Here is a 26,748-nt window from a genome sequence, read left to right on the forward strand (position 1 = left end):
GCTGTGCCCGCCGATGCCCGGTGACCGGGTGATCGGCTGGGTGGCCGCGCTCGCGGTCGACGCCGTCGACGGGCCGGCCGGGGACGGGGAGGACGAGCCGGCCGCGGAGGGGGAGTACGTCCCGGTCGGCACTCCGGCACCTGATCCAGCCGTGTGACGGTGGCGGCAACTCGGCCGTGAACGCCGCGTCAGCGGCTCCTGGTGAAGACATGCCGGGTGTGGGTGAAGGCGCCCTTGCCGAAGGCGAGGACCTTCCTCATCCAGCTGAGCTGGGCGGACTCCTGGCCCACCGGCACCCGCCCGGCCTTGAACCAGCCCGTCGGTATGCTCGCCCGACTATGCCCGAAGGCCACACTGTGCACAGGTTGGCGGCCGTCCACCAGCGGATGTTCCGTGGCCGGCCGGTGACCGTGTCGAGCCCGCAGGGCCGGTTCGCCGACGGCGCGCACATGCTGGACGGGCGGGTGCTGACCGAGGCCGAGGCGCACGGCAAGCACCTGCTGCTGGGATTCGGCGACGAGCAGATCCTTCACATCCACCTGGGTATCTACGGCACCTACGTACTCGGTCCCGGCCCGGCGCCCGTGCCGACGGGAGCCGTCCGGCTGCGGCTCACGGCCGACACCGGGTACGCCGACCTGCGTGGGCCGAACGTCTGCGAGCTGCTGGCACCCGGTGAGGTGAAGGCGCTGCGCGACCGGCTGGGCCCCGATCCGCTGCGCGCGGACGCCGATCCGGCGCTGGCCTGGCGCCGGATCGAGCGCAGCCGCACCCCGATCGCCGTGCTCCTGCTGGACCAGAAGGTCGTCGCCGGGCCGGGCAACATCTACCGGGCCGAGGTGCTGTTCCGCGCCGGGATCCACCCGCTGCTACCGGGCCGGGAGCTGACCCGCGACCAGTGGGCCGAGATCTGGGCCGACCTGGTCGCGCTGATGGCCGACGGGGTGCGGACGGGCCGGATCGACACCGTGCGCCCCGCGCACACCCCGGAGGCGATGGGCCGCCCACCGCGCGTCGACGACCACGGGGGAGAGGTCTACGTGTACCGCAGAACAGGCCATCCCTGCCTGGTCTGCGCCGTCGAGGTGCGCACGGTGCAGCTGGCCGGCCGGAACCTGTTCTGGTGCCCCGGCTGCCAGCCACCCGTTCCGGGCTGAGCGCCGATCCGGGCCTCAGGGGGCGACGATCCAGCCGGGGAACCACATGCGGTCGCGCCAGGAGCTCAGCGGAATCGTCTGGGCGGCGAGGATCGGGTAGAAGTAGGCGAACATCAGCACGACGGCGGCCAGGTAGAGCCCGAACGACAACGCCCCGATCATGCGGCGGGTGTCCGACGCGTCGCGGGGGCCGAGCGCGAGACCGGCGGACGCGGTGATCCCGAGGATCAGGAACGGCAGCGACGGCAGGGCGTAGAAGAAGAACATCGTCCGGTTGGGGAACGCCAGCCATGGCAGGAACGACGAGCCGAAGCCGACGAGTACCAGGGCGGCCCGCCAGTCGCGCCGGCTGACCCACAGCGCGAGCATCGCGACCAGCGAGGCTGTGCCGACCCACCAGACCGCCGGATTGCCCAGGGCCAGCACCTCGCGGGAGCAGCCGGCGGCGGCTTGGCAACCCCGCTCGCCGAGCTTCGGGCTGTCGTAGGCGTAGACCACCGGCCTGGCGAGCACCAGCCAGCTCAGCGGCGTGGACTGCGCCACGTGCGGCGCGCTCAGGTGCTCGTGGAAGTCGAGGATGTCCTGCTGGTAGTCCCACCAGCCGTGCCAGGCGGCGAAGAACCCGTCGCCGTACCTGTGCCGGTTGTAACCGCCGTCGGTGACGAACCAGCCCGTCCAGGTGGCCAGGAACGTCACGATCGGCAGCAGGATGTAACAGCCGGACCAGGCCGGCAGGTCGCGGCGCAGCGCCCCGCGCACCGGCCGCCGCGCGCCCGCGGTGCGCCGGGCACCGACATCCCAGGCCAGGGCCAGTGCGGCGAGACCGACCAGCGTGTAGAGCGCGCTCCACTTCACGCCCATCGACGCCCCGAGGCACAGCCCGGCGGCGATCCGCCAGGGCCGCAGCCCGGCGCGCGGCCCGTAGCGGACGAAGCGTTCGGTCGCCCTGGACGGCGCGCCACCGGACGGCGGGCCCGCGGCGACGCGCGCGGCGAGCGCGGCCCGGCCGTGATCGCGGTCGAGCACCAGGCAGGCCAGCGCGAGCACGAGCCCTGTCATCAGGAAGATGTCGAGGATGCCGATCCGGCTCTGGACGAACTCCAGCCCGTCCAGGGTCAGCAGCAGGCCCGCGAAGCAGCCGAGCACGGTGGACCGGAACATCCGCCGTGCGGTGCGGGTGAGCACCAGCACCGCCAGCGTGCCGAACAGCGCCGAGGCGAACCGCCATCCGAGCTCTGGGCTGCCGTGCGCGACGCCGGCGCAGTCGGTGTAGCCGAAGATCTTCTCGGAGGCGGCCATGAACCACTTGCCCAGGGGCGGATGCACCACGAAGGCGGGGCCGGTGCAGGTCTCGCTGTTCACCTCGTAGCCCGAGGTCATCAGGCCCCAGGCGTCCTTGGTGTAGTAGACCTCGTCGAATTTCATGCCCCGCGGCTCGGTGAGCTGCCAGAACCGCAGGATGCCCGCGACGGCGGTGACCGCGAGCGCGGCCACCCAGCCGATCACCCGGTCACCGGGCATCGGCGGGCACAGCCGCATCCGCAGCGCGTCGGCCGCGGACCCGGTCGGGCGCCGCCGGTCGGAACCGGCCTGGTCGGTTCCGGAGCGGGAGAAATCAGCTGTTGCTGCTGCCGTCACATGGCCAGGCTAGGGACTGCGCCGACGAGACGGACAACTGGTGGCACTCGGGTCCGCGCCGCACGCGGGGATCGCTGGTCTCCGCGTCGAGGAGGCCTCTCCGCGTCGTGCGCGGCCCGGGATGTGCCCTCGCGGCGGAGACGTCCGGACTGGTCTAATAGCAGCAGAAGGGACGTGGATGACCAGCTTGCAGATGAGGGCCGTCGCCGCGATTCTGCGGCTGACCAGAAAGCCGGGGACGGCCACCGTCGAACGGGCCCACCGGCGGATCGCGGCGCGGAAGCGGCCGTCGGCGCCGCCGGCGGCCCTGCGCCGGCGGCACTCGGTGAGCAGCCGGCAGGTCGAGGGGTTCCCCTGCCACACCGTCGCCCCGAAGGGCCGGCCCGCCGCGCGGGGGGCGGTCTACATCCACGGCGGCTCCTACATCAACGGCATGGCGCCACAGCACTGGACGCTGGTCTCCCGGCTCGCCGACGCCGGGGTGCGGGTGGACGTCCCCGACTACGGCCTCGCGCCGGGGCACACCTACCGCGAGGCGTATCCGTTCCTCACCACGGTCTACCGGCGGCTGCTCGACGAGATGGACCCGGCCACGGTCACCATCGCCGGGGATTCCGCCGGCGCCGGGTTGGCGCTGGGCTTCGCGCAGACCCTGGAAGACCACGGGCTGCCGCAGCCACGTGGCCTGGTACTCATCTCCCCGTGGCTGGACCTCACCCTGGGCGACCCGGCGGTCGCGGCGGCGGAGGCCCGCGACCCCTGGCTGACCCGCATCGGCCTGGTGGAGGCCGGTCGCGCCTGGGCCGACGGCGACGACCCGGCCGCACCGCGGCTCAGCCCGATGAACGGGCGGCTCACCGGCATCGCCCCGACGCAGGTGTACGTCGGCACCCGCGACCTGCTCTACCCCGACGTCCTGCGTTTCCAGAAGCGGGCCGCCGCCGAGGGCCTCCAGGTGGAGCTCACGGTCCGCGACGGTGCCGTGCACGTCTACCCGCTCATCCCGGTACCGGAGGGCCGCGCGGCGTCCCGCGTGATCGTGCGGGACGTCGCCAGCTGACCGTGGCGGCACCGCCGACCCCGCGGCCGGACCGGGATGGGACGATTTCCGCCATGCCCTCGAGAGCCGTGCCGCCGAGCCGGCGGGTGCTGCTGGCCTTCGCGGCGACCGCGGTCGGCGGGGGCCTCGCCGGATGCTCGGACGGCTCCGGTGCGCCCGCCCCGCCCGCGTCGCCCGCGTCGTCCCCGTCAGCGGCACCGGCTTCGGCGGCGACCACTCCGGTGGCGGGTGCGGGCACGCCGGCCGCTTCGGCGGTCGCGGCCGGCCCCGTGGAGGTCTCACGGGTGACCTTCGCGAGCGCGGCCAGGGGCCGGCAGGTCGGCATGGTGGTGATCGCGCCGGGCGGGTCCCGGGACGGGCTGCCGGCCTGCCTCGTCCTGCACGGCCGGGGGGACGACGCCGAGCGGTCGGTCAGCCTGCTGAACCTCGACCGGTATCTCACCGCGGCCCTGGCGGTGGGCGTGGCGCCGTTCGCCCTCGTCGCCGTCGACGGCGGCGAGACCTACTGGCATCGCCGCGCCTCGGGTGACGACCCCGAAAAAATGATCATTGACGAGGTGCTGCCCCGGTTCGCCGGGCTGGGCCTGCGGGCTACCCGGCTGGCGGCGACGGGATGGTCGATGGGAGGGTACGGCGCGCTGCTACTGGCCCGTCGCCATCCCGGACTGGTCGTGGCGGTCGCGGCGAGCAGCCCGGCGATGTGGCCGTCCTACGGGGCGAGCGCCCCCGGCGCCTTCGACTCCAGGGCCGACTTCGCGGCCCACCCGGTCCTCGGGACGCCACCCGTGCCGGGCGTGTCGTACCGAATCGACTGCGGCGCCGCCGACCCGTTCCTCGCCGTGTCCCGCCAGGCCGCCCGTGACCTGGCGGCGAGCGAACAGAACTTCGGCCCGGGCGGTCACACCCCCGAATACTGGCGTTCCGTCGTGCCGGCGCAGCTCGCCTTCCTCAGCGGCGCGCTGAGCCGCGCGGCCTGACGGACGCGCGGCCGGCGGCCGGCCTCGCCCCGCGATCGGGCGGGACGAGACCGGTGACGTGATCGATCAGGGAGCGTCGGCGTAGCGCAGGTAGGGCTTGGTCTCCTCGACGTTCTGGAACCGCTTCTTGGCGTCCTCGGTCGAGACCGAGATCGCGACGATCACGCGGTCGCCGGGCTTCCAGTCGGCCGGGGTCGCGATGGGGTTCGCGTCCGTGGCCTGGAGCGCGTCGATGACGCGGATGATCTCGTCGAAGTTGCGGCCCACCGACTTCGGGTAGGTGAGGGAGAGCCGCACCTTGTTGGCGGGGTCGATGATGAACACCGAACGCACGGTGGAGGTGTCGCCCTCACCCGGGTGGATCATGTCGTACAGCTCGGCGATGCGGTGGTCGGGGTCGGCCACGATCGGGAAGTTGAGCGCGCTGCCGGCGACCTCGGCGATGTCCGGCGCCCAGGCGTTGTGCTGGTCGACCGGGTCGACGGACAGCGCGAGAGCCTTGGTGTTCCGCTTCTGGAACTCGCTCTGCAGCGCGGCGGTGCGGCCCAGCTCGGTGGTGCACACGGGGGTGAAGTCGGCCGGGTGGCTGAAGAAGACCGCCCACGAGTCCTTCTTCCACTCGTGGAAGGTGATCTCGCCGTCGGTGGTCGTGGCGGTGAAGTCGGGAGCGGTGTCGCCCAGGCGGAGACCCACGGGCCGTCCTTTCGTCGTAGCGTCGGGTGGTTGTTCAGGCCAGGCCAAGGCTACGGTCGATCGGCCGCGACCGTATGTGCGAGACCTCATGTGGCCGCCGGACGAGCCTTTTCTTCCCGTGCCGGGGGAGCGTCGGTGGCTACTGAGCCGAGGTGACGCTCAGTGGCATCGGGACTTCGGCTGCGACCGGTGCCGGGCCCTGCGGCGCGGCCGGCGCGTCCGTGTCGAGCGCCCTGATCTCCGACTTGAAGATCCGCAGGGACCGGCCGAGGGACCGGGCGGCGTCGGGAAGCCTCTTGGAACCGAAGAGGACCAGGACGACCACTGCGATGATGAGCAGCTCGGGAGTACCGATGTCAGCCATGGAACCATCCTCTTCGGGACGAGTACGTGTCCGCCTTGCCGGGCCAGATCGGATGCTACGTGCTCCGGACCCGGGCCTGCTCTCAGCGCGCGGCCACCGCGGCGCGGCCGGCCGACGGCGCCAGCGCCCGCCGGAGAAAGGAGATCTGGTGGGCGAGCGCCGGCTCGTGCCACGGCTTGCCCGCGTGGAGATCGAAGTGGTCGCACGGGTAGTGCCGGACCTCGGCCCGGCCACGGACGCGGCCTTGGCCGTCGCGTGCGGCGGCGCGGCGCGGTCGAAGTCGGCTATCTGTACGAACCACCGGGTCCGCAGCACCTGGACCGCCGACCGGCCCGGCCGGAACGAACCGATCTCACTGCCCAGGGTGGCCGCGACCTCGTTGCGCCAGGTCGGCCCGGCGATCGCGAGGTAGTCGTCGTAGTAGCCCACCGGGGTGAGCGCCGCCGTCCTGCCGGGTGGCCCGACCACCGGGATCATCGGGGCCGGGCGGCCGGCCAGCGCCGTGAGCCGGGTGGCCAGGCCTGCGAACGACGGCGATGCCCGCGTCGCGCCCATCGGTCGAGGTGATCCGTTAGGTAATATATTGCCCATCGTGACCGGTGTTGCGCAGCGCGTGGCTTCCCTGCAAGCGGGGGCCGGGGCGGTGGACCTGTGGCCGTACGGTCGTCGGTGCCGGTGGTCGACCGGTCCGGTCCGCCTGATCCGATCCTGGGCTGACACGCCACGCCAGCTCGCGGCGGGCGCCGTGGCCGTCGCCGTCTGGTTGGCGCTGCTCTCGGGCCTCACGACCTTCGTGGCGTTGTCGCGGCACGCTGCCGTCAGCGATGCCCGTGACCGTGCGGGCCAGGTGGTCGTCGAGGCCCAGTTCGTTCGGGGCGAGCTGTCGAGTGCCGACGCGGCCGCCGCGGCGTCGGTGTTCAGGCACGCCCTCTTCGACGTCCAGGCCTCCGACGCGGCCGGGCTGCGCGCCGTGTACGGGCAGATGAGAGACGAGCCCCGGATCGACGAGCGGATCGGGGCGGCGGGGGAAGGAGTCGTCCGGCTGCAGCAACTCGGTGTGCGAAGCTGCCTGGACGCCGACCCGTCCGCCGGGTCGGCTGGGTCGTCCGGGTCGGCGTGCGCCGACGAGATCCTGACCGAACTGGGCCAGCTGATTCCCCGGTACGCGAGTCTGGTGAGCGCCGGCCAGGCCAACAGCCAGACGGGCGACTCGGTCGCCGAGGCGTACCTGCGGGCGGCCTCGGACCTCGTACGGGACCAGATCATCCCCAAGGTCGACATGTTGCTCGAGCTGGGTGGGCGCGACGTCGACGTGGACTTCCGGCGCGCGACCGACGATGCGGTCGAGACAGCGCTGCTCCTGCTCTTCGCCGGCGGAGGAGCCGGGCTCACCGCGCTCCAGGTCCACTACTGGCGGCGAAGCCGCCGGGTGTTCGAACTCCGGCTGCTCGCCGCGACGGTCTGCCTGTTGGCCGCGGGTGGCCTGTTCGCCGCCGGCGCGCTGGCTCAGCAGGCCCGGGTCCAACACGGCGTCGACGACGGTTACATGCCCATGGTGACCCTCGCGCAGGCGCGGGTCTTCGCGTTGCAGGCCCGGGCCGAGGAGAACCTCGATCTGATGTCCCTGGGAATCGGAACCGAGTACGACGAGGGCCTCGACACGGCGGTAGAGGCCCTCGGATACGACGCGGCGACCGGCGACCGGCTGCCGCCCGGCGCACTGCCCGGCCGCAGCGGATCCCTGGTCCTGGCGCTCCGCATGCTGCCTGGGGACGTCCTCGACCCGGCCGTCGAGGGCCACCTTCGGACGTGGCTGACCAACCGGAATGAGGTCGTGTCGTTGCTGGGGAGTACCGAGGGAACCGACGCGATCAGCTCGGGGGCGAACTCCTTCGAACGGGCGGCCCGGCTGACCGCCGGCCCTGGAGCGGACGCCTTCGGCGCGCTCGACGACGAGCTGGCCGGCGGGATGGAGGTCAGCACCCAGCGGTTCCGCGACCGGATGTCGACCGCCGCCACCCCGCTGACCTTCCTCGGGCTGGCGGCCGGCGTGCTGCTGGCCGTGGCGGCCGGCCTGGTCGTGTGGGGCATGCGGCGACGACTCCGCGAGTACCGGTAGTGACCGCCCTGCCGGGCGAGTCGCGTCGTCCGGGCGGTTCGCGTCGTCGTCGTGGTCGACGACGGCCGGCCGGGCTCGTCGCGGTGCTCACCGCGGCTGCCATCGCCGCCACTGCCGCCGCCTGCGGGACCACCAGCGCGGAGCTGCCGGATGATGCGCGTCCGGTCCCGTCGGCTCCGGCCGTCACCGACCGAGCCGCGGCGCCGGCCGACCCGCGTCCCGCCGGGCCGCCGGCCGGGCCGGACACCGGACAGGTCTGTGCCGATGGCCGGCCGGTACGGGCGAGCCTGCCACCGGTGGGGCCACTGCCTTCCCCCGGCTGGTTCCGCCCGGGTTCGACGATGGCAGCCATCTACGACGGCGGGAACGGCTATCTGGACGTCGGGATCACGACCGACGTGCCCCCGGCCGGTTCGATGAACTGGCGGACACTCAAAATCGAGGGCTTCGACGTCGACATAGCAGCACAGATCGCCACCGCGCTGTTCGGTCCGGCGGGCACCGACCGGATGAAGTTCCACGCGGTCACCACGAGCGAGCGCGGCATTCTCATCATGGACGACGCCGATCCCGCACACCCGGACGCGGATACGGCGACCGACTCGGCGTCCGGGCTGGATCTCGTCATCGCGACCTACACGATCACCTGCGAGCGGAAGGCGGACATCCTTTTCTCCGGGGTGTACTTCGAGTCCAGCTTCAAGTTGCTCATCCCGAAGAACGCCGGATTCCACTCGATCGGCGACTTCGCCGGCCTCACCGTCTGCTCCACCCAGGAGAGCACGTCGGTCGAGAAACTGCGCGAGGCGGCCGCCGGGGCGCCGGCGGCCACGCCGTCCCGGCCACCGATTCCCGGCCTGACGGTCATCGAGCTCCCGCGCGCCGCCGACTGCCTCGTCGCGGTCCAACAGGGCAGGGCGGACGCCGCGGCGACCGATGACGTCGTTCTGGCCGGCATGGCCGATCAGGACGAGTACCTCGAGGTGGCCCCGTCGGCCTTCGACAGGGTGTTCGGGACCGACTCCGCGACCCTGGACGAGCCCTACGGGGTAGCCCTGTGGCGCAGCGGGAATCAGGCCCAGGACGACGAGTTCGTCAGATTCGTCAACGGTGTGCTCAAGAACATGATGCTGAGCGGGAAGTGGGACCGGATCTACAACCTGTGGTTCGGCGCTCTCGGTCCCCGCGACAGTCCGCTCGCGCGGAATCCGTCCTGGCCGGAGGCGGTTGCGGCAGGGGCGGTTCCGTCACAGCGCGAGCATGCCAGCTGCGTCGGCCCGCCATCCGCCGGGCTGATCGGGGGCGTCCGTGGTTGTTAGATCGGCGTCGCTGGGAAAGGGTGTGGTTATGCCGAAGCAGGTCTCCGCGCAGCACCCGACGCCGCGCCGGTCACCGGCCCGCAGTGTCGCCGACCCGGGCGCGCTCGCGCGTGCCTTCCGGCGTCATGCCGCAGGCGTGACGATCGTGACGATGGCGGGGCCACGCGGTCCGGTGGGGTTCACGGCGACGTCTGTCGCCTCACTGTCCGAGCGCCCACCGCTGGTGTCGCTGGCGTTGTCCGTGCGGTCGTCCATCGCGCCCGTGCTCGAGGCCAGCGAGACGCTCATGGTCCACATGCTGTCGGAAGGGCAGCATGAGCTGGCGGCCCGGTTCGCGCAGCCGGGCGCTGACCGGTTCGGCCCGCCGACGCGGTGGCGGGCGCTCCCCGGCGGCGAGCCGCTGCTGCTCGACGCCGCGGTCTGGCTGCTGTGCCGCATCCGGCGCCGCACCGTCGAGGGCGACCATCATCTCGTCGTCGCCGAGGTGCTCGACAGCCAGACCGGCCGGGCCGAGGCCCCGCTGGTCTACCACGACGGCGCCTACGGCACCGTCCAGACGACGTCGGCGGGCGCGACGTCGGCGGGCACGGCGGCAGCGGGCACGGCGGCAGCGGGCACGGCGGCAGCGGGCACGGTGCCGACGAGCACGGCGCCCGCGAGTTCGACGCGAGTGTGTGCGAGGCCGGTGCCCTCGGCGGTGCTGTCGGCGGGTGGCGCGGGCCCTCGACCGGGTGCCGGAGAGCCGGATGGGACGATCGGCGACGGCGATCTGAGTATCCGCGGCGCGTGCTGAGGAGCGTGCGCTCCGCGCGGCTGACCGATCGACCGCCTCCCAGGCGTGCCTCCGCGTCAAGGCGCGCCGTCGACCAGCTCGTGCCGTGGTGCCGAGCGGAACCAAGGAGAACCGTCATGCGGACCCGCCCGCTGGGCAGTGCCGGACCAGCCGTCTCGATCGTCGGGCTGGGCTGCAACAACTTCGGGGCCCGGCTCGGTGCCGCCGAGAGCGCGGCTGTCGTCCACGCGGCCCTCGATCTCGGGATCACCCATTTCGACACGGCCGAGATGTACGGCGACGGCGCGTCGGAGGAGTTCCTCGGCGCCGCGCTCGGTTCCCGCCGCGACGCCGCGGTCATCGCGACCAAGGTGCGCCCGCGCCCGCGGGGCGAGGCGTACACGCCCGGCGCGTTGCGGCGGCGGATCCTGGAGGGGTGCGAAGGCAGCCTGCGCCGCCTCGGCACCGACCGCATCGACGTCTACTACCAGCACTTTCCCGACGCCGAGGCGCCGCTGAGCGAGGCGATGGAGACCTTCGAGGAGCTGGTGCGCTCGGGCAAGGTACTCAGCATCGCCTGCTCGAACGTCAGCGCCGAGCAGATCGAGGCGCGGGCGGCGTTCACCACCGAGCGGGACGTCGCTCCGTTCGTCGCCGCCCAGATCGAGTGGAGCCTGCTCCGGCGGGCCGTCGAGGCGGAGATCGTCCCGGCGGCGCTCAAGGCGGACATGGGGATCGTGCCCTACTTCCCGCTCGCCTCCGGGATGCTCAGTGGGAAGTACCGGGCCGGTGAGCCGTTCCCGGCCGGCAGCCGGCTGGCCTCCAGCTCCTACTTCGCCGCGATGGCGACCGAGGAGAACTTCGCCTACCTCGACGCCCTCATCGCGTTCGCCACCGACCGCGGCCGCTCCGTGCTGGAGCTGGCGATCGCCTGGCTCGCCGCCCAGGACGGCGTGGCGTCGGTGATCGCCGGTGCGACCAGCCCCGAGCAGGTGTCGGCGAACGCCGTCGCCGCCGGGTGGTCGCTGACGGAGGACGACCTGGCCGCGCTGCCCCAGCCCGCCGCGGGCTGAACAAGCCGGCGCCCGCCTGACCGGCGCGTGCTCGACCGGCGTGCCCGTTGCCGGCCTGAGTGCGCGCCGGTCCGCTCCACTCGATATGTCACCTATCGTGCACAGGTGGGAGGATCGGTCGCCCGGTGGCCAGGATGCCGGTTCGCGAACGAGTGGAGGGCCCTCGGATGAACGTGGGAGACCGGGTCGGTGACCTGTCCGGTGTCGACGAGACCGGCGCCGAACTGCGGCTGTCGGACCTGCTGGCGAAGGGGCCGCTGGTTGTGTTCTTCTACCCGGCGGCGATGACCCCGGGTTGTACCAGGGAGAGCTGCCACTTCCGCGACCTGGCGAGCGAGTTCGCGGCGATCGGCGCCGGCATCGTCGGCGTCAGCGCGGACGACACCGCCAAGCAGGCCGAGTTCAGCGCCAAGCACTCCCTCGGCTTCCCGCTCCTCGCCGACACCGGCCGGACGATCGCGGACGCGTTCGGGGTCCGCCGCAGGTTCGGCCCCAACAAGCGGGCCACGTTCGTCCTCGACCGGGACGGAACGGTCGTCGCCCGGATCGACTCGGAGTTCGCGATGAACCGGCACGCGGACAAGGCGCTCGACGCGCTGCGCGCACTCGGCTGAGGCCTGACGTCAGGGCCGGGTCGTGAGGCCTGAGGCCACGCCCGCGGACCGCCGCACCACCCGGTGAGCGGTCAGCCCGACCCCGCTCCGTCGTGCCGAGACCTGCCTCACGCCGGACGCGACACGCCTCTCAATCTGAACCGACCGGTTTCGTCGTCGATGCCGTGATGGAAATTTGGTCCTGCCTATGGGCTGGAGGCATCTCAATCTCCATCACCGTGGGCATCGGAATGAGGGCGGAGAGTGGAGAAATGCGGGCACTTGTGACGGACGGGTCAGCGGCCAGCGGGCTGCGGCTTGGGGAGGTGCCCGATCCGGTACCCGGGCCCGACCAGGTGCTGATCAGAACGGCGGCGATCTCGCTGGTCGACCGCGACACGGGCTATGCCGCGGCGATGCTCGGCGACGGCGGAGTCTGGGGGTTCGACGCGGCGGGCGGGTCGACGATGACCCGGGCGGTCGACCTGCTGGCGGAGGGCGGCACCGCCCTCGCGGTCGGCGCGATCTCCGGGGAGCGGATGGTCTTCCCGCCGGCGGCCTTCGCGAGCCCGCTGCGCCGACGTGTCCGCGGGTTCTGGGGCAGCTGGCCGGTCGGCGGCGACCTGGCCACGGTCGTCGAGCTGGTCGCCGCCGGGCGGCTGTGCCCACGGCCGGGCTGGCGCGGTGGCTGGGGTGAGGTCGCGGGTCTGCTCGAGAGCTTCGCCGCCGGCCGGACCCGGCGCCGCCGGGCCGTGCTCGACGTCGTCTGAGAACCCGCACCCCCTATCGTCACCGGGGCCGCGGCCGTCCCGTGCCGCGTCCCAGACGAAGGGCAGAGGCTGTGACCAGGCCGATCGACGCCACCGCCGACGAGATCTTCCACCCCGCGGGTGAGGACCCCTACTGGAAGGAAAGCGCCTGGTTCGGCTTCGCCATCCCCGAGCGGGGCATGAACGGCTTCGTCTACTACTTTCACGACGTCCGGACCGACGTCTCCGGTGGCGGGCCCGCGCTGTGGGATGCCAGTGGCGAGGAGACCTACGACTGCCGCTTCTACGACTGGCGCTGGACCCAGCCGGCCACCGGCCCGCTCGACTTCCGTGACTTCCGGCTGCCGAACAGCCTCCGCCAGGAGGTGGTCGAGCCGTTACGGAGCTACCGGCTGTCCTACGCCGAGCTCGGCCTGGAGCTCGACCTCGAGTGGACGGCGCTGATGGCGCCGCACGAGATCCGCTACAGCGATCTGGAGACGATGACCGGGGCCCGGCACTTCGACCAGCCCGGGCGCGCCACCGGGTGGCTGGTGCTGGACGGCGAGCGGATCGAGATCGACTGCTACTCGCTGCGCGACCGTACATGGGGCCCGCACCGCCCGGGCGCGTCGCGATCCGGGGACTACCTCTGGGCCATCGCCGCACCGGACTCGCACTGGCACGCGATCTCCATCGCCGACGACGAGCCCGGCGTGGATCTGGTGATGAACGGTTATCTCGTCCGCAACGGTGAGCTGGGCGAGCTCGTCCGCGGTGAGCGGCGGGTGCTGGAACGGCGTCGCGGCGCACCGACGAGGGTCGTGCTCGACGCCGAGGACGACCGCGGGCGGTCGCTGCACGCCGAGGGCGAGGTGGTGACCGCCCTGCGCTGGTTCGGCTGGCCCGGCAGGCTGGCGTTCTGGACGTTGACCGACTGGCGCTGGGACGGCCAGCAGGGCTGGGGTGAGAACCAGGAGTTCTTCCCGCGGGAGCAGGTCCGGTCGCTGCTCCGCCCCTGAGAGGCGGTGACGCCAGGCCCGGTCAGGTCAACGAGTGCGCAATGGATCGGCTATCGGTGGCGTGGCGTGGCGTGGCGCGTGGCCACCCGACGGTGCGCCACGGGGCGCCGTCGGTGTGGCCCGCCCCGGGTCCCGGGGCGGGCTGCGGCGGAGGTTCTCATGACAGAGCATCAACCCAGGTCAGCGGGTATCTGTTGAATCGCGACCGCTGTTTCGGTCATATTGTTCGCGTCCATCGGAGCATAGTGTCCATGCACGCCGGAGTGATCATTCGCGAGGTGGTATAGGCGCGCCGATTCATAGTTGTGAGCAGGTCGTTACCCATGTTGGACGTCCGGGATACGGTGGCTGCAAGAATCGGCTCGATCCCCGGGAGGCTTGCATGGCGACAACTCGTTCACTGTCGTGGTTGTCCGCCGTGCTGTTATGCGCCGCCGCTCTGACCGGCTGTCAGGGCGGCGCGGCGCAGAGCGCGACGTCCTGTACCACCGAGGGTGTCACCGCGGACGAGGTCAAGCTGGGGCTGTTGTTTCCGGACACCGGGCTCGGCGCGGTGACGTTCAGTGCCGCCCGGGCCGGAATCGACGCCCGACTCGGAGCGGTGAACGCGGCCGGCGGTGTGCACGGGCGCCAGATCGTCTATGACTGGCGAGACGACACGGCCAAGGTGTCGGTGAATCTCACGATGGCCCGCACACTGATCGAGCGGGAAAACATCTTCGGCATGCTCGAGACGAGCACGGTGGCCTCGGGCAGCGCCGCCTATCTCGCGGAGCGCGGGATTCCGGTGCTCGGGATCGCCGTGGAGGACGCGTGGGCGAAGTACCGGAACATGTTCTCCTTCAACTACAGTTTCACGGCGAAGGGCTCGGTCGACACGTTCGGCAAGTTCGTCCATGAGCGCGGCGGGACCAAGGCGATGATCCTGTACAACCCGCTCGACGCGACGGTGTCGACGCACATCGCCGAACAGTTCACCTCCAGTTTCCGGTCGGTGGGGATCGCGACGACCTCGGTCAGCACCGACAACAACCCCGTCACGGCCCAGGCGGACCAGCTCGCGCGGCAGATGGCCGAGGAGGGCATCGACACGCTGGCCGGCACGCTGAGCACGGAGGGCCTGGCCCAGGTCGTCGCGGCCGCGCGGCGCCAGGGCGTCCCGCTCAAGGTCATCCTCAGTAGCAGCCCCGCGCCGAACGCCGAGCTGTTGGAGACCTACGGCTCGCAGCTGGCGGGTCTGACGACGTTCGCCGCCTACATACCGCTGGAGACGAAGTCGCCCGCGCTCGACTCCTACCGCGCCGCGATGGCCACCCACGCCCCGCAGCTGCAGGACACCGACCAGACGCTGGCACTGGTCGGCTACATCATCGCCGACATGTTCATCCGGGGCCTGGAGGAGGCGGGGGACTGCCCGACCCGGCAGGGCTACATCGACGGCCTCCGGGCGGTGAAGGGCTACAACGCCGGTGGCCTCATCGGCGACATCGACCTCGAACGTGACTTCGGCAAGCCCGCCGAGTGCTACTCGTTCGTCGAGGTGAACCCCGAAGGCTCCGCCATCGAGATCGTCAGCCCGAACTACTGCGGACATCGGCTCGCCGACTGACGAGCCGGTGCCGCCCGCGTGCGATCCGTGTACTCCGAACGAAGGAAACCGCCCGACCATGAAACGTCATGGCCGCCGCCTGCGCTGCCTGGCCATCCTGCTTGCCGTCGGCGCTCTGGTCGCCGCCTGCTCGAACTCCTCCGACCCGAACACCGCCGCCCCCGCCTCGTCCGCCGGTGGCGGCGCGGTACCGGGTGTCACGAACGCCGAGATCCGGTTCTCCGTCCTGGGGACGCGAACCAACAACCCGCTGGGCACCTGCCTGCTGGACTGCTTCTCCCAGGGGATCAAGGCGTATTTCGACTACCGGAACAGCGAGGGCGGCGTCCACGGCCGCAAGCTCGTCGTCGCCCGGGAGCTCGATGACGCGCTCGGGCAGAACCAGCAGAAGGCGATCGAGATCGTGTCGGCGAAGGACACCTTCGCGACCTTCAGCGCCCCGCAGCTCGCCAGCGGATGGCAGAACTTCGCGGACGCGGGGATCCCGTTGTATGGATGGGACATCCACCCGGCGCAGATGATCGGCCGGAAGAGCATCTTCGGTAACGCGGCCCCGCCCTGCCTGGACTGCATGGACCGCACTTTCACCTACGTCGCAGAACTGGCCGGCACCAAGCGGATCGCGGCGCTCGGGTACGGCGTGTCCGACAACTCGAAGCAGTGCGTCACCCAGATCACCGACACGATCGAGCGGTACGGTGCGGCCACCGACCAGGAGATCGTCTACAAGAACGACACCCTGGCGTTCGGCCTGAGTAACGGGGTCGGTCCGGAGGTGGCCGCGATGAAGCGCGCGGACGCGCAGCTGGTCATCACCTGTCTCGATCTGAACGGCATGAAGACCCTGGCCCAGGAACTCGAGCGGCAGGGCATGGGCGACGTCCCGATGTACCACCTGAACACCTACAACCAGAAGTTCGTCGAGGAGGCCGGCGCGCTTTTCGAGGGTGACTACGTCAGCGTCGGGTTCCGGCCGTTCGAGGCCGATCCCGCGGACACCGCCATGGCCACGTTCAAGAAGTGGATCGGCAAGGTGGGCGGCCGGCCCGACGAGATGGCGATGTACGGATGGATCAACGCGGACCTCGCCTACCAGGGCATCCTCAAGGCGGGGCCGGCGTTCACCCAGGCGTCCGTGATCGACGCCACCAACCACCTGACCGACTACACCGCGGATGGCCTGACCGTTCCGGTGGACTGGTCGCGCCAGCACGGCCAGCGTTCCAAGGCCGACCCGGTCACCAACGGCTACAAGCTCGACTGCCGGGCGCTCGTCCGCGTACGGGGCGGGAAGTTCGAGATCGTCGGTGGAACGAAGGACAAGCCGTTCGTCTGCTGGCCGCCGAAGGACACCACCTGGTCCGAGCCGAAGCCGACGAGCTTCGGCTGAGGTGACGGGTCACGGCGGCGGTCCCGGCCGCCGCCGTGACGGGCGGTGTGCGGGGTCGGGATGTCGATCAGGAACGGGTTGCTCGCGCTGCTGGCCGAGCGCCCGATGTACGGCTACCAGCTGCGAGCGGAGTTCGAGTCCAGAACCGGGTCGACCTGGCCGCTGAACATCGGGCAGGTCTATACGACGTTGCGCCGCCTCGAGCGCGACGGGCTCGTCGAGGGTGCTGAGGACCCCGGCCCGCAGGCGCCCGCCGGTGGGGAGGGCCGGGGCATCGTCTACCGGCTCAGCGCGTCGGGCCACGCGGCCGCGCGGCGCTGGTGGACGACCCCGGTCAGCCGCCGCACGGTCGGCCGGGACGAGCTCGCCATCAAGCTGGCGCTCGCCGTCACGGTGCCCGGTGTCGATGTCGGCGGGCTGGTGCTGCGGCAGCGCACCGAGACGCTGCGGGCGATGCAGGAGCACACCCGGCTGCGCCGGCAGGCCGACGAGACCGGGGACGTCGCCTGGCTGCTCGTGCTGGACAGTCTGGTCTTCGCCGCCGAGGCCGAGATCCGCTGGCTCGACCACGTCGAGTCCCGCCTGGCGCGGGCCGCCGTGACGCGCACCCGCACCGACGCCGCTGCGCCCGGTGGTGCGTCTGCCGGTGGTGCGTCCGGCGGTGAGCGCCCGGGTGCCGTCACGGAGGCCCGCCGATGACGATCACACTGGACGGCGCCGTCCGGGAGTCGGCGGCCCGCCGCGTCCCTCGCGCCTCCGCCGCACCCCCACGCCCACCGCACTGCCGGCGGCGCGAAGGGCTGGCAGCGCGCGGGCCGGCGGACGCGGTTGGCACCGCGGTGGGGCCCGGCGAGACCACATAGGTGGCGGAGTCCGGCGGCTGCCGCCCCCCAGCGAACTAGCCCGAAATGACCAGCTGACAGGATGCATGGCGGGGGGATAGAGAAGGGACTTGTATGGCGTACCAGGCAGCGCCCGCCGACGTGGCCGGCCCGGCTTCACCCGAGTTCGCGCCACCGTCAGCACCGCCCAGCCTGGCTCCGCGTGAGCCGTCCGCGGTCGCGGCCCCGGCCGTCCCGGCGATCCCGGCGCAGGCCGTGGCCGGCGACACCCGCGACGCCTCCCCGGCCGGGATCCCGCCGCTGGACGGCGTCGACACCTGGGTCAGGGTGCCCGTCGCGTGGTGGAGGGCCGTCGCCGGACGGGTCGTCGGGGTCGCGATCACGCTGATCGGCGCGGTGTACGCGGTGTGGCGCGCCGGGACGCTGGACGGCACCGGCGTGGCCGGCCACCTGTTCTACGCGGCCGAGATCGTCAGCTACCTCACGATCGTGTGGACGGCGGTGATGACCGGCCGGATGCGCACCGGCTACGTCCGGCGCGCCCCGGCGCCGGCCGGCACCCTCGACGTCTTCGTCACCGTCTGCGGAGAGCCGGTCGAGATGGTCGAGGCGACGCTGCGCGCGGCGCTGGCGATCGACTACCCGCACCGCACCTACGTCCTCAACGACGGGCGGATCGCCGGCCGGCCCAACTGGCGCGACATCGACGCCCTCGCCGCCCGGCTCGGGATCACCTGCTTCACCCGCACCGACGGGCCGCGTGGCAAGGCCGCGAACCTCAACCACGGCCTGGCCCGCACCGACGGCGACGCGATCATGACGCTGGACGCCGATCACATCGCGGTGCCCGATCTCGGCGAGCTCGTCCTCGGCTACCTGCGGGACCCGAAGGTCGGGTTCGTCTGCACCGAGCAGCGCTTCGACGTCGGCCGCCACGACGTGCTCAACAACGCCGAACCGATGCTGTACAAGGCGGTGCAGCCGGCGAAGGACCGCGACAGCGCCGCGTCGTCCTGCGGGAACGGCACCCTGTACCGGCGGACGGCGGTCGAGTCCGTCGGCGGCTTCAGCGAGTGGAACATCGTCGAGGACCTGCACACCTCCTACCAGCTGCACGCCGCCGGCTGGCAGAGCGTCTACCACCACGGCCCGGTGTCCGTCGGGATCGCGCCGGCCACCGCGGCGGAGTACGCCAAGCAGCGCAGCCGGTGGGCGATGGACGGCCTGCGCCTGCTGCTGTTCGACAACCCGCTGCGCAAGCCCGGCCTGACCGGCTGGCAGCGGGCGCACTACCTGCACACCGGGATCGGCTACCTGGTGGCGTGCGCGCAGATGATGTTCCTGCTGGGGCCGCCGCTGAGCGTCCTGGCCGGGGTCCAGATCGCGGCCGGGGTGTCGCTGACCGCCTACGTGCTGCACGCCCTGCCGTACCTGGTCGGCTCGCTGCTGTTCATCGTCGCCTACACCGGGCCGCGCGGAGCCCAGCGGACGGTGGCCAGCACCCTGTTCAACGCTCCGCTGTACGCGCTGTCGTTCGTGCGGGTCGTGCTCTCCGGCCGACCCGACTCCGGCGCGACCGCGAAGACCGCGCTGCCGCGGATGTCGCTCCTGCTGCTGCCCCAGGTGCTTTTCGCCGCCAGTCTGGTGGTCACCATTCTCGTCGTCGGCGTCAGCCCGGACGTGGCCGACCTGTCCGCGCTGGTGTGGGCCGGGGTGCTGCTGTCGATGGTGGCCGGGCCGCTGTCGGCGCTCTCGGAACGCCAGGACCGGGTGGAGCGGGCCCAGCTGCCGATCCGGGCCGTCATCCTCGGACTGGTGCTGAGCTTCGCCGTCGTCACCCTCCTGGAGGGCTGACCGGGCTTACCCGAGAATGCTGGCGGTGCCGAAGCCGGCGGTCAGCTGATCGCCGGCGGTGAACCGGCCGGGGGCCGCCCCTCTCGCCGGCTCCGGCCCGTGTCAGCCGTTGGTGGCCCGGGGCTTGGGCCCGGTGGCGCGCATGTTGACCAGCCGTCCGAGCAGGTCGAACCAGAACGGGGCGCCGGCGGTGAGCGCGAAGCAGCCGATCGCGAGGCCGGCGATCTTCAGCAGCCAGCCGCCGACGGAGTCGGGGACCTCCCGCGGGTCGTCCCGCTCCTCCGAGTTGTGCACCCAGCCGATCGGGACGGCGAGTCCGGAGGCGTCCCGCACGGCCTGGACCGCCTGCTCCGCCGCCTCGCCGGCCGTGGGCTGGTCGGGCTCGGGCTGGTCGGGTGCCGCCGCGCCGCCGGAGGTCACCTCGACCTGGGCGGCCGCCACCGCGGCCTGGCGTACCGTCCCGTCCTGCCAGAACGCCCGGGCCAGCCCGATCGCGTCGAGGTTGAACGGGACGGCCAGCAGGATCGCGTAGCAGAGCAGGAAGATGGCGATACGCCGCCGGTACCAGCCGGAGAGGCGGTCCATGGCATCGTCGTACCAGCGGGCCAGCTCGGTGACGATCTTCTCGCGGTCCCCGGCGGCCTGGACGGTCGCCGCGATCAGGGCGTCCTTCGCCGGCGAGGGGGGGAGCGAGGCGAGCCCGTCCTCGATGGTCCCGACCGCGCCGGAGCCGGTGGCGGCGACGAGCGCGGCCGCCATCACCCGCCCGGCCGGGTGGTCCGCGGGCATCGCGGCGTACAGCGCCTGGGCGGTCCGCTCGTCGAGGGCGTGTCGGGCTTCGTCGTAGGCGCGCCGGTAGGCGGCCCGGGCCTCGTCGGTGACGTGGTCGGGCAGGGTCTCCGGGCGGAGCTGGGACAGCATGGCCCGGGCGGGCGGGTCGACCCGGTCGAGGAGCGCCTGGGCGAAGGCGGTCGACGGCACGTACGACGGCAGCCGCAGGCTGCGTGCCCGGCGCACCGCGGCCAGGGCCCCGGAGACGGGCGGGTGGTCCGCCATGGCCGGCGGGGTGGCGTTGCGGCCGGTGGCACGGGTGGTGCGCAGCGGGCCGTCCAGCAGTTCGGCGGCGACGTCCGGCGGGTTGCCGCCGTCGGGGCCGTCCTCAGGGTCGCCGTCGGGGGCGCCGGCTGGCCGGGCGCCGAGCAGCCGCCGCAGCTCGGCCTCGAGCTGGCGTCCCCGGTAGCGGAACAGGGCGAGCACAGCCTCGTTGATCCGGGACACGGCGAGGCTGAACACGGCGAAGAGCAGCGCCAGCCCGATCAGCACATCGAAAGCGGATGAGTCCGGCATGGCCCCCGGTTCCCGACCCTCGGCCGCCCGTGCGACCGCTCGCGGGGCACAGGACGCGCACACCGGGACTCTCCCGGCAGACCGCGCATTTCTACACGGTGGCGCAGGGCCACCACCGAGCGGCGCCACCCACCGCGCCGGATGGGCACCGGCAGCCACGAAGAGTGAGGGCGGAGCCGGGCGGCCGGGGCGGAGCCGCCGTCGCCGTCGCCGTCGCAGACCCCGAGAAGAATGGCCGCACAGCAAGCGACGGATGTGACGAGTAATCGAGTTGTACGGCGCATCGTCTGACCTATCTTCCGTAAGTGTCCGCATTTTCATGGCGGATGAACGGGAGGATTGACGGCCGACAGCTGCCGCGGTGCGTGCCGATGCTGATGTCGATGCCACGTGCCAGCCGCTCTCGGGGCCGCGCACCGGCGAGCGCGCCCCGCCGAACCGCCGCCCCCGCACGGTCCGATCTCGCCGTTGCTGTGCCCGCCGGTCAGGAGGCCGGGTGCCCGCGGGTGTTGTCGACCAGCAGAAACGGACCGTCGGTCCGGAATGCTGTTACGATACGGACCGTCAGTCCGCCTCCGTAAGGGGAGGAGCGCCGTGGCTCTCGAAAGAGCAGTGGCTCCGGAAAGATCGGACACCGCCTGCGGCCGGGCGGCGATCGTGGCGGCGGCCGCCATCCTGTTCGAGCGGGGCGGGGTCGAGGCGGTCTCGATGGAGAACATCGCCGAGGCCGCCGGCGTCGGCAGGTCCACGGTGCTGAGCCGCGTCGGTGACCGCGCGGCGCTGATCCACGCGGTGCTGGCCCCCCGCGCCGCCGCGCTGCGGGAGCGGATCGAGGAGGGGCCTGCGCCGCTCGGCCCCGGCGGCGAGCCCGTCGACGCCCTGAACGCCTACCTCGACGCCCTGCTCGAGTTCGTCTGGACCAACCGGGCCCTCATCCGCACCCTGGAGGATGACAGCCTGGAGACCTACTACACCAGCCCACTCAGCGAGTTCTGGATCGGCGAGCTGGCGCGGCGGCTGTCCGCCACCCGTCCCGGCGGTGACGCCGACGCCGACGCCGAATACCTGGCGCACGTGCTGTTCCCCGCGCTGCGGGCCAACGCCGTCGACTACCTGGTCTCGGCGCGCGGGATGCCGCTGTCGCAGGTCCGCGCCGGTCTGCACAGACTCGTCGCCGTCTGAGCCCGCGCCGCGGCCCGAGCCGCTCGGGGCCGTGCCCGGCCGCGCTGGTCGGCCTCACCAGCCGGGCGGCGCACGGTCCCGAGCCCCATCCGATGGGACGGCCCTGTTGGGACGGCCCGGCGCCGGTGGGCGCTACTTCGCCGTGACGATGTCGGCACGCAGGGGCGCGAGCGCCGCTCCGATCTGGCCGGTGGTCTCCGCCGGGACGCCGAGGCCGCTCAGCGCCGAGACCAGGTGGTCCACCACGGCGTCGAAGTTGGCATCGGTGATCCGGAGGCCGGAGTGCACCGAGGCGATCGCTCCGCCCTGGTAGACCTCGGGCCCGCCGATCGCCGCGGAGATGAACGCCTGCTGGTGCGCCTTGAGGTGCGGGATGTCCTTGCCGGCGAAGAAGGGCGCGAGCTCGGGGTCGGCCGTCACCCGGACGTAGAACTCGTCGACCGCGGCCTGCACGGCGCTCGCACCACCGATAGCGTCGTAGATACTCATCAGAGGTCTCGCTTTCGCAGGATGGGCCCAGTCGAGGTCGGTGACCACGTGCGTTTCCATGGGCCGCATTGGTACATTTCCGACACGTCCACTAAATCGCGCAGGTAACGCGTTCGAAAGAGCCGAATGTCGACGCGAGAGCGACGGACGGCACGCGGTCGGGGGCCGCCCGACTCCTCACGGCCACGCGTATCAGCAGGTGAAGCCGCCGCGCCGCTGTCAGCGCCGCTGTCAGCCGGGCGGCGCGCCGGCCGCGGCCGTACCGGCCGGCCGGTACGGCCGCGGACCGTTACCCCTGGGGACGGGAGACCTGTTCCAGTGCTGCCGCGATCTCGGTGGGGATCTCGATGCCCAGAGCCGCGAGGTGCTCGTCCAGCTGGGCCGCGGAGGCGACGTCGAGCGTGATCGAGGTGACGGGTCTCGTCAGTTGCCAGGCCAGCGACAGCTGCGTGGTCGTGCACCCGAGCTCCGCCGCCGTGGCCTCCGTGGCGGCGACGGCGGCGTGCCCGTGCCCGTGCCCGTGGGAGCGGAGTGAGCTCGTGCTGATCAGGCCGAGGCCTTCCTCCGCGAGCAGCGGGAGGTGCTCGTGTTCGAGCTCCCGCGAGAGCAGGCCGTACGGGCCGCGGAACGAGATGAAACGGGCCCGGCCGAGCCGGTCGCTGACCGACAGCGCCTTCATCACCCGGTAGACGTGCAGGTTGGCGACGCCGACGTAGAGGACCTTCCCGGCGCGCACCAGGTCGTCCAGCGCGTCGATCGTCTCCTCCAGCGGGGTCGTCGGGTCGTCGGCGTCGAGTTGGAGGAGGTCGAGATAGTCCGTCCGGAGCCGGCGGAGGGTCGCCTCGCAGGCGGCCCGGATATGACGGCGGCTGTTCCCGCCGTCGTGGGGGCCCTGCCCGCTCGGCCGCCCGACGCTCGAGGCCAGGACGACGCTCGAGCGCCTGTCCCGAACGGCACGGCCGCAGAGTTCCGCCGCGGCGCCGTCCGGGTCCGTGCCGCCCCGGCCGATGTCGCCCGCGGCGGTGGTGTCGAGGAGGCTGCCGCCGGCGTCGAGGAAGCGGTGGATGACGCCGATCGCGGCCCGCTCGTCATGGCCCGCGGGCCCGGCGCCGAGAGCCGCGACTCCCAGCGCGAGCCGCGAGACGTTCAGCCCGCTGCGGCCGAGCCGCCGGTACTCCATCGGCCAGCTCGCACGCGGGACGGCCGGTCCCTCCCCGGCGGGCCTGGCGGCCTCGGCGGCCTCGGTGGGCCTGGCAGCCTCGGTCGGGTGCGGGTCCGGCATGGTCTCCGGCCTGGCCAGGACGCCGTTGAGGAAGAGGCTCACCGCGTGGTGGAGGTGCTCCTCCTCGACCTCGGGGGTCCGGTAGATGCCGTAGGCGGCCAGCCACGCCGGCATCGCGCCGACCATGGCGAAGAACTGCTCGGCGGCGAGGTCGACGTCCCCGACGACCACGGTGCCCGCGCTCTCGTGCCTGCGTAGCAGATCAATGATCAGTTGCACCCGCGGTGACCAGGTGACGGCCTGCGAGCTCGCCGCGAACTCGGGGAAGCGCGCGGACTCGGCGATCGCCATCCGGCTCAGGCGGACGATGTCGGGGTCGACCGAGCGGGCCAGGATCGCCCGCGCGATCACGGTCAGGCTCTCGGCGAGGTCGTCGGGCAGCGGTTCGAGGACGCGCTCGTCGCGCTCCTGGCGGGTGAGCGCCCACGAGCTCACCGCGATGAACAGAGTTCGCTTGTCGGGATAGCGGGCATACAGGGTGCTCTTGGTGATTCCCGCGGCCTGCGCGACGGCCTCCATCGTGGTGCCGTCGTAGCCCGACTCCAGGAACGTGTCGACGGCGGCCCGCCGGAGCCGCTCGGTCAGCCTGGCTGCCTCCGTTGCCGTCGGGCGCCCGGCCCGTGAACGCTCGCCACCCGCCCTGGACTCCATCCGCTAAAGCTACGGATGCGTCGGATTCTGGTCAAGGTCGACGGCGGTGCCGTCCGGGCGCCCTCATGGGAGGCGGGCGCGGCCCTGGTCCGCCCGTTGCCGCCGGCTGTTGACCAAAACCATACGGACTCGTAGGGTTCATTCTCACGCGGCTGGAGAAGCAGCACGCGGATGGATCGTTTCGGAGTTCGCGGCGGCCCGTAGCCACGTGGCTCGTACGTGCATCGGCTCGGAGGTAGACGGATGGCGCACTTCCCGAAGCCCGCGGAGGGCAGCTGGACCGAGCACTACCCGGACCTCGGTACCGGGTTCGTCTCGTTCGAGGACTCGATCTCGCCCGAGCACTATGAGCTGGAGCGCAAGGCGATCTTCGGGCGGACCTGGCTCAACGTCGGTCGGGTCGAGCAGATCCCGAGGACCGGCAACTACTTCACGAAGGAGATCCACGCCGCGCGTGCGTCGCTGATCGTCGTCCGCGACGCCGAAGGCGAGGTCCGCGCGTTCCACAACGTCTGCCGGCATCGCGGCAACAAGCTGGTGTGGAACGACTTCCCCCAGGAGGAGACGCACGGCACGGCACGGCAGTTCACCTGCAAGTACCACGCCTGGCGTTACGGGCTCGACGGCTCCTGCACGTTCGTCCAGCAGGAGTCGGAGTTCTTCGACCTCGACAGGTCGCAGCTCGGTCTGGTACCGGTGCGCTGTGAGCTGTGGGAGGGCTTCATCTTCATCAACCTCGACAGCGAGGGCACGACATCGCTGGCCGAGTACCTGGGGCGCTTCGCGAAGGGACTCGAGGGCTATCCCTTCGGTGAGATGACCGAGGTCTACAAGTACCGGGCCGAGGTCGGGAGCAACTGGAAGCTCTACATCGACGCGTTCGCGGAGTTCTACCACGCGCCCGTCCTGCACGCGAAGCAGTACGTGGGCGACGAGTCACGCAAGCTGCTGGGCTACGGCTACGAGTCACTGCACTACGACATCGACGGTCCGCACTCGATGCAGTCGGCGTGGGGCGGGATGTCGCCGCCCAGGGACCTCAACATGGTGAAGCCGATCGAGCGGGTCCTGCGCAGCGGCAACTTCGGGCCGTGGGACCGCCCCGACATCGAGGGCCTGAACCCGCTGCCGTCGGGGGTCAACCCGGTCGGCCATCCGGCGTGGGGCCTGGACTCCTACGTCTTCTTCCCGAACTTCATGATCGTGGTGTGGGCGCCGGGCTGGTACCTCACCTACCACTACTGGCCGACGGCGTACAACCAGCACATCTTCGAGGGCACGCTGTACTTCGTGCCGGCCCGGACCGCGCAGGACCGCATCCGGCAGGAGCTTGCCGCGGTCACCTTCAAGGAGTTCGCGCTGCAGGACTGCAACACGCTCGAGGCCACGCAGACCATGCTCGAGTCCCGCGCCGTCTCGCGGTTCCCGCTCAACGACCAGGAGATCGCCATCCGGCACCTCCACAAGACCGCGGGCGACTACGTCGCCGGGTACCAGGGGTAGCACCGCACGTCGGCGGCCGGGCGCTGCCCCGTAGGGCGCGTCTGGCCTGGTGCCGAACCGGTCCGGCTCCGCCGGGTCCGCCGCCGCCCCCTTGACCTGAAGTCCACTTCATGTCGGAGGCTGGCGGCATGGACTTCACCGAGACCGAACGTGCGTATCTGGCCAGTCAGCGGCTCGGCCGGCTGGCGACCGTCGCCCCGGGCGGCGCGCCGCAGAACTCCCCGGTCGCCTTCCGCGTCAACGAGGCGACCGGCACGATCGACATCCACGGGTACGACCTGGGCGCCAGCCGGAAGTTCCGCAACGTCGCGGCCACCGGCGTGGTGTCCCTCGTCGTCGACGACATCGCCTCCGTCGACCCGTGGCGGGTGCGCGGCGTGGAGATCCGGGGAACGGCGGAGGCGCTGACCGATCAGGACCCGCCGCAGCGTCATCTCAGCCGCGAGGTCATCCGCATCCACCCCGTCCGGATCATCAGCTGGGGTGTCGATCCGGACGGGGCGGCACTGCGGGCGCGCGGGGTCAGTCGGATTTCTGCTGGAACAACGTGACGCTGTGGTCGCCGTTCGCGCTGCCCACGTAGTGGTCGGCGAGGAACGGGGTGCCCATGACCCCCTGCGACCAGTCCACCGACTGCCCGAAATCCCGGAACCAGTCGTAGAGCATGGTGCGGTGCGCGATGCGCCACTCCCCGTCCCGCTTCTCCAGCCGGTCGACGTAACGGCCGCCGATCACGACGTCATGCTCCTGCTCACCGAAGTCGATCCGGTGATAGGAGGTGACGTGGGTCTCGGCCACCGCGGTGTCACCCGTGACGTCGATCAGGGTCTGGCCCAGCGTGTGCAGGGTGACGGGAATCGAGGGCGCGCCGGGCACGACCCACGCCAGGTACTCCTTGAACGTGCCGCGGAAGATGCCGTGGTCGTCGGTCGCGTCCGGCCAGTACGCCCCGCTGATCAGGTCCGCGTCGCGCCGGTCCTCGCCCCTGGCCAGCCGGGCGAGGACGTCGCGGATCTGTTCCCGGTCGAGGACGAAACTCAGGTCGTCGGCGCTGATAGTCATA

General features: G+C 71.8%; 26 protein-coding genes and 1 pseudogene. 18 read left to right on the forward strand and 9 right to left on the reverse strand.

The features are described from left to right. Nucleotides 1-188: 188 nt before the first annotated feature. On the reverse strand, nt 189-362 hold the full coding sequence (locus tag FMEAI12_RS37065; protein ID WP_200835232.1) for a hypothetical protein: 174 nt from the start codon (nt 360-362) through the stop codon (nt 189-191). Between FMEAI12_RS37065 and FMEAI12_RS08845 the strand changes: the two genes are divergently transcribed. After that, complete coding sequence (locus FMEAI12_RS08845) at nt 339-1,157, forward strand: Fpg/Nei family DNA glycosylase (protein WP_112105641.1); 819 nt, start codon at nt 339-341, stop codon at nt 1,155-1,157. The two genes, FMEAI12_RS37065 and FMEAI12_RS08845, sit on opposite strands and share 24 nt — an antisense overlap. 15 nt (nt 1,158-1,172) lie before the next feature. On the opposite strand, the gene FMEAI12_RS08850 is transcribed toward FMEAI12_RS08845, so the two are convergent. Beyond that, the gene (locus tag FMEAI12_RS08850; protein WP_112105642.1) at nt 1,173-2,795 is read right to left on the reverse strand and encodes a dolichyl-phosphate-mannose--protein mannosyltransferase; all 1,623 of its coding nucleotides are present in this window, start codon (nt 2,793-2,795) and stop codon (nt 1,173-1,175) included. Between the two features lie 178 nt (nt 2,796-2,973). On the opposite strand from FMEAI12_RS08850, the gene FMEAI12_RS08855 reads away from it, so the two are divergent. Beyond that, nucleotides 2,974-3,855, forward strand: a complete 882-nt coding sequence (locus FMEAI12_RS08855; RefSeq protein WP_112105643.1) for an alpha/beta hydrolase fold domain-containing protein — start codon at nt 2,974-2,976, stop codon at nt 3,853-3,855. 53 nt (nt 3,856-3,908) lie between these two features. After that, nucleotides 3,909-4,832: an alpha/beta hydrolase family protein gene (locus FMEAI12_RS08860; RefSeq protein WP_112105644.1), complete on the forward strand. Its 924-nt coding sequence runs from the start codon at nt 3,909-3,911 to the stop codon at nt 4,830-4,832. 66 nt (nt 4,833-4,898) lie between these two features. Here FMEAI12_RS08860 and FMEAI12_RS08865 read toward each other — a convergent pair whose 3' ends face one another. From FMEAI12_RS08865 to FMEAI12_RS39810, 3 genes and pseudogenes are all read right to left on the reverse strand, one after another. Continuing rightward, complete coding sequence (locus FMEAI12_RS08865; RefSeq protein WP_071066274.1) at nt 4,899-5,525, reverse strand: peroxiredoxin; 627 nt, start codon at nt 5,523-5,525, stop codon at nt 4,899-4,901. A 139-nt stretch (nt 5,526-5,664) separates the two neighbouring features. Continuing rightward, on the reverse strand, nt 5,665-5,889 hold the full coding sequence (gene tatA / locus FMEAI12_RS08870) for a Sec-independent protein translocase subunit TatA (protein WP_071066273.1): 225 nt from the start codon (nt 5,887-5,889) through the stop codon (nt 5,665-5,667). A gap of 82 nt (nt 5,890-5,971) precedes the next feature. After that, nucleotides 5,972-6,366: pseudogene (locus tag FMEAI12_RS39810) on the reverse strand (alpha/beta hydrolase); the annotation flags it as partial. Between the two features lie 268 nt (nt 6,367-6,634). Between FMEAI12_RS39810 and FMEAI12_RS08880 the strand changes: the two are divergent. The 12 genes from FMEAI12_RS08880 (at nt 6,635) to FMEAI12_RS08935 (ending at nt 19,231) form a co-directional block, all read left to right on the forward strand. Continuing rightward, nucleotides 6,635-8,008 (forward strand): hypothetical protein, encoded by a 1,374-nt coding sequence (locus FMEAI12_RS08880; protein ID WP_235013838.1) that lies wholly within the window; start codon nt 6,635-6,637, stop codon nt 8,006-8,008. A gap of 341 nt (nt 8,009-8,349) precedes the next feature. Beyond that, nucleotides 8,350-9,327 (forward strand): transporter substrate-binding domain-containing protein, encoded by a 978-nt coding sequence (locus tag FMEAI12_RS08885; RefSeq protein WP_235013839.1) that lies wholly within the window; start codon nt 8,350-8,352, stop codon nt 9,325-9,327. Between the two features lie 28 nt (nt 9,328-9,355). After that, nucleotides 9,356-10,120, forward strand: a complete 765-nt coding sequence (locus tag FMEAI12_RS08890) for a flavin reductase family protein (RefSeq protein WP_368672061.1) — start codon at nt 9,356-9,358, stop codon at nt 10,118-10,120. Nucleotides 10,121-10,236: 116 nt separating this feature from the next. Next, nucleotides 10,237-11,172, forward strand: a complete 936-nt coding sequence (locus FMEAI12_RS08900; RefSeq protein WP_112105646.1) for an aldo/keto reductase — start codon at nt 10,237-10,239, stop codon at nt 11,170-11,172. A gap of 167 nt (nt 11,173-11,339) precedes the next feature. Continuing rightward, nucleotides 11,340-11,786, forward strand: a complete 447-nt coding sequence (locus FMEAI12_RS08905) for a peroxiredoxin (protein ID WP_112105647.1) — start codon at nt 11,340-11,342, stop codon at nt 11,784-11,786. 251 nt (nt 11,787-12,037) lie between these two features. Then, the gene (locus FMEAI12_RS08910; protein ID WP_112105648.1) at nt 12,038-12,535 is read left to right on the forward strand and encodes a hypothetical protein; all 498 of its coding nucleotides are present in this window, start codon (nt 12,038-12,040) and stop codon (nt 12,533-12,535) included. Nucleotides 12,536-12,606: 71 nt separating this feature from the next. After that, entirely contained in the window at nt 12,607-13,536 is a 930-nt protein-coding gene (locus tag FMEAI12_RS08915) for a hypothetical protein (protein ID WP_112105649.1), read from the forward strand. 382 nt (nt 13,537-13,918) lie between these two features. After that, the gene (locus FMEAI12_RS08920; RefSeq protein WP_112105650.1) at nt 13,919-15,145 is read left to right on the forward strand and encodes an ABC transporter substrate-binding protein; all 1,227 of its coding nucleotides are present in this window, start codon (nt 13,919-13,921) and stop codon (nt 15,143-15,145) included. A gap of 58 nt (nt 15,146-15,203) precedes the next feature. Beyond that, entirely contained in the window at nt 15,204-16,535 is a 1,332-nt protein-coding gene (locus FMEAI12_RS08925; protein ID WP_112105651.1) for an ABC transporter substrate-binding protein, read from the forward strand. Nucleotides 16,536-16,595: 60 nt separating this feature from the next. Beyond that, nucleotides 16,596-17,234: a PadR family transcriptional regulator gene (locus FMEAI12_RS08930; protein WP_112105652.1), complete on the forward strand. Its 639-nt coding sequence runs from the start codon at nt 16,596-16,598 to the stop codon at nt 17,232-17,234. Next, nucleotides 17,231-17,398: a hypothetical protein gene (locus tag FMEAI12_RS36560; RefSeq protein ID WP_157904353.1), complete on the forward strand. Its 168-nt coding sequence runs from the start codon at nt 17,231-17,233 to the stop codon at nt 17,396-17,398. The genes FMEAI12_RS08930 and FMEAI12_RS36560 overlap by 4 nt, the downstream gene beginning before the upstream one ends. A 93-nt stretch (nt 17,399-17,491) precedes the next feature. Beyond that, nucleotides 17,492-19,231: a glycosyltransferase gene (locus FMEAI12_RS08935; protein ID WP_112105653.1), complete on the forward strand. Its 1,740-nt coding sequence runs from the start codon at nt 17,492-17,494 to the stop codon at nt 19,229-19,231. A gap of 102 nt (nt 19,232-19,333) precedes the next feature. Here FMEAI12_RS08935 and FMEAI12_RS08940 read toward each other — a convergent pair whose 3' ends face one another. Further along, a complete protein-coding gene (locus tag FMEAI12_RS08940) occupies nt 19,334-20,578 on the reverse strand; it encodes a hypothetical protein (protein ID WP_112105654.1) in 1,245 nt (414 codons plus the stop codon). A 594-nt stretch (nt 20,579-21,172) separates the two neighbouring features. On the opposite strand from FMEAI12_RS08940, the gene FMEAI12_RS08950 reads away from it, so the two are divergent. Continuing rightward, complete coding sequence (locus FMEAI12_RS08950) at nt 21,173-21,760, forward strand: TetR/AcrR family transcriptional regulator (protein ID WP_112105656.1); 588 nt, start codon at nt 21,173-21,175, stop codon at nt 21,758-21,760. A 132-nt stretch (nt 21,761-21,892) separates the two neighbouring features. Here the strand turns inward: FMEAI12_RS08950 and FMEAI12_RS08955 are convergent, their stop codons facing one another. Together FMEAI12_RS08955 and FMEAI12_RS08960 are read right to left on the reverse strand one after the other, a co-directional pair. Continuing rightward, the gene (locus tag FMEAI12_RS08955) at nt 21,893-22,249 is read right to left on the reverse strand and encodes a group 1 truncated hemoglobin (RefSeq protein WP_112105657.1); all 357 of its coding nucleotides are present in this window, start codon (nt 22,247-22,249) and stop codon (nt 21,893-21,895) included. A gap of 289 nt (nt 22,250-22,538) precedes the next feature. After that, nucleotides 22,539-24,182 carry an aldo/keto reductase gene (locus FMEAI12_RS08960; protein ID WP_112105658.1) on the reverse strand — a complete coding sequence of 548 codons (1,644 nt, stop codon included), beginning with the start codon at nt 24,180-24,182 and terminating at the stop codon, nt 22,539-22,541. A 243-nt stretch (nt 24,183-24,425) separates the two neighbouring features. On the opposite strand from FMEAI12_RS08960, the gene FMEAI12_RS08965 reads away from it, so the two are divergent. Together FMEAI12_RS08965 and FMEAI12_RS08970 are read left to right on the forward strand one after the other, a co-directional pair. Next, nucleotides 24,426-25,685, forward strand: coding sequence for an aromatic ring-hydroxylating dioxygenase subunit alpha (locus tag FMEAI12_RS08965; protein ID WP_112105659.1), 1,260 nt, complete (start codon nt 24,426-24,428; stop codon nt 25,683-25,685). Between the two features lie 128 nt (nt 25,686-25,813). Then, nucleotides 25,814-26,236 carry a PPOX class F420-dependent oxidoreductase gene (locus tag FMEAI12_RS08970; RefSeq protein ID WP_112105660.1) on the forward strand — a complete coding sequence of 141 codons (423 nt, stop codon included), beginning with the start codon at nt 25,814-25,816 and terminating at the stop codon, nt 26,234-26,236. On the opposite strand, the gene FMEAI12_RS08975 is transcribed toward FMEAI12_RS08970, so the two are convergent. Beyond that, entirely contained in the window at nt 26,208-26,747 is a 540-nt protein-coding gene (locus FMEAI12_RS08975; protein WP_071066257.1) for a nuclear transport factor 2 family protein, read from the reverse strand. The two genes, FMEAI12_RS08970 and FMEAI12_RS08975, sit on opposite strands and share 29 nt — an antisense overlap. Between the last annotated feature and the right edge of the window lies 1 nt (nt 26,748).

Origin of the sequence: Parafrankia sp. Ea1.12 (genome assembly GCF_900465275.1) — a bacterium.
Classification (GTDB): Bacteria; Actinomycetota; Actinomycetes; order Frankiales; family Frankiaceae; genus Parafrankia; species Parafrankia soli.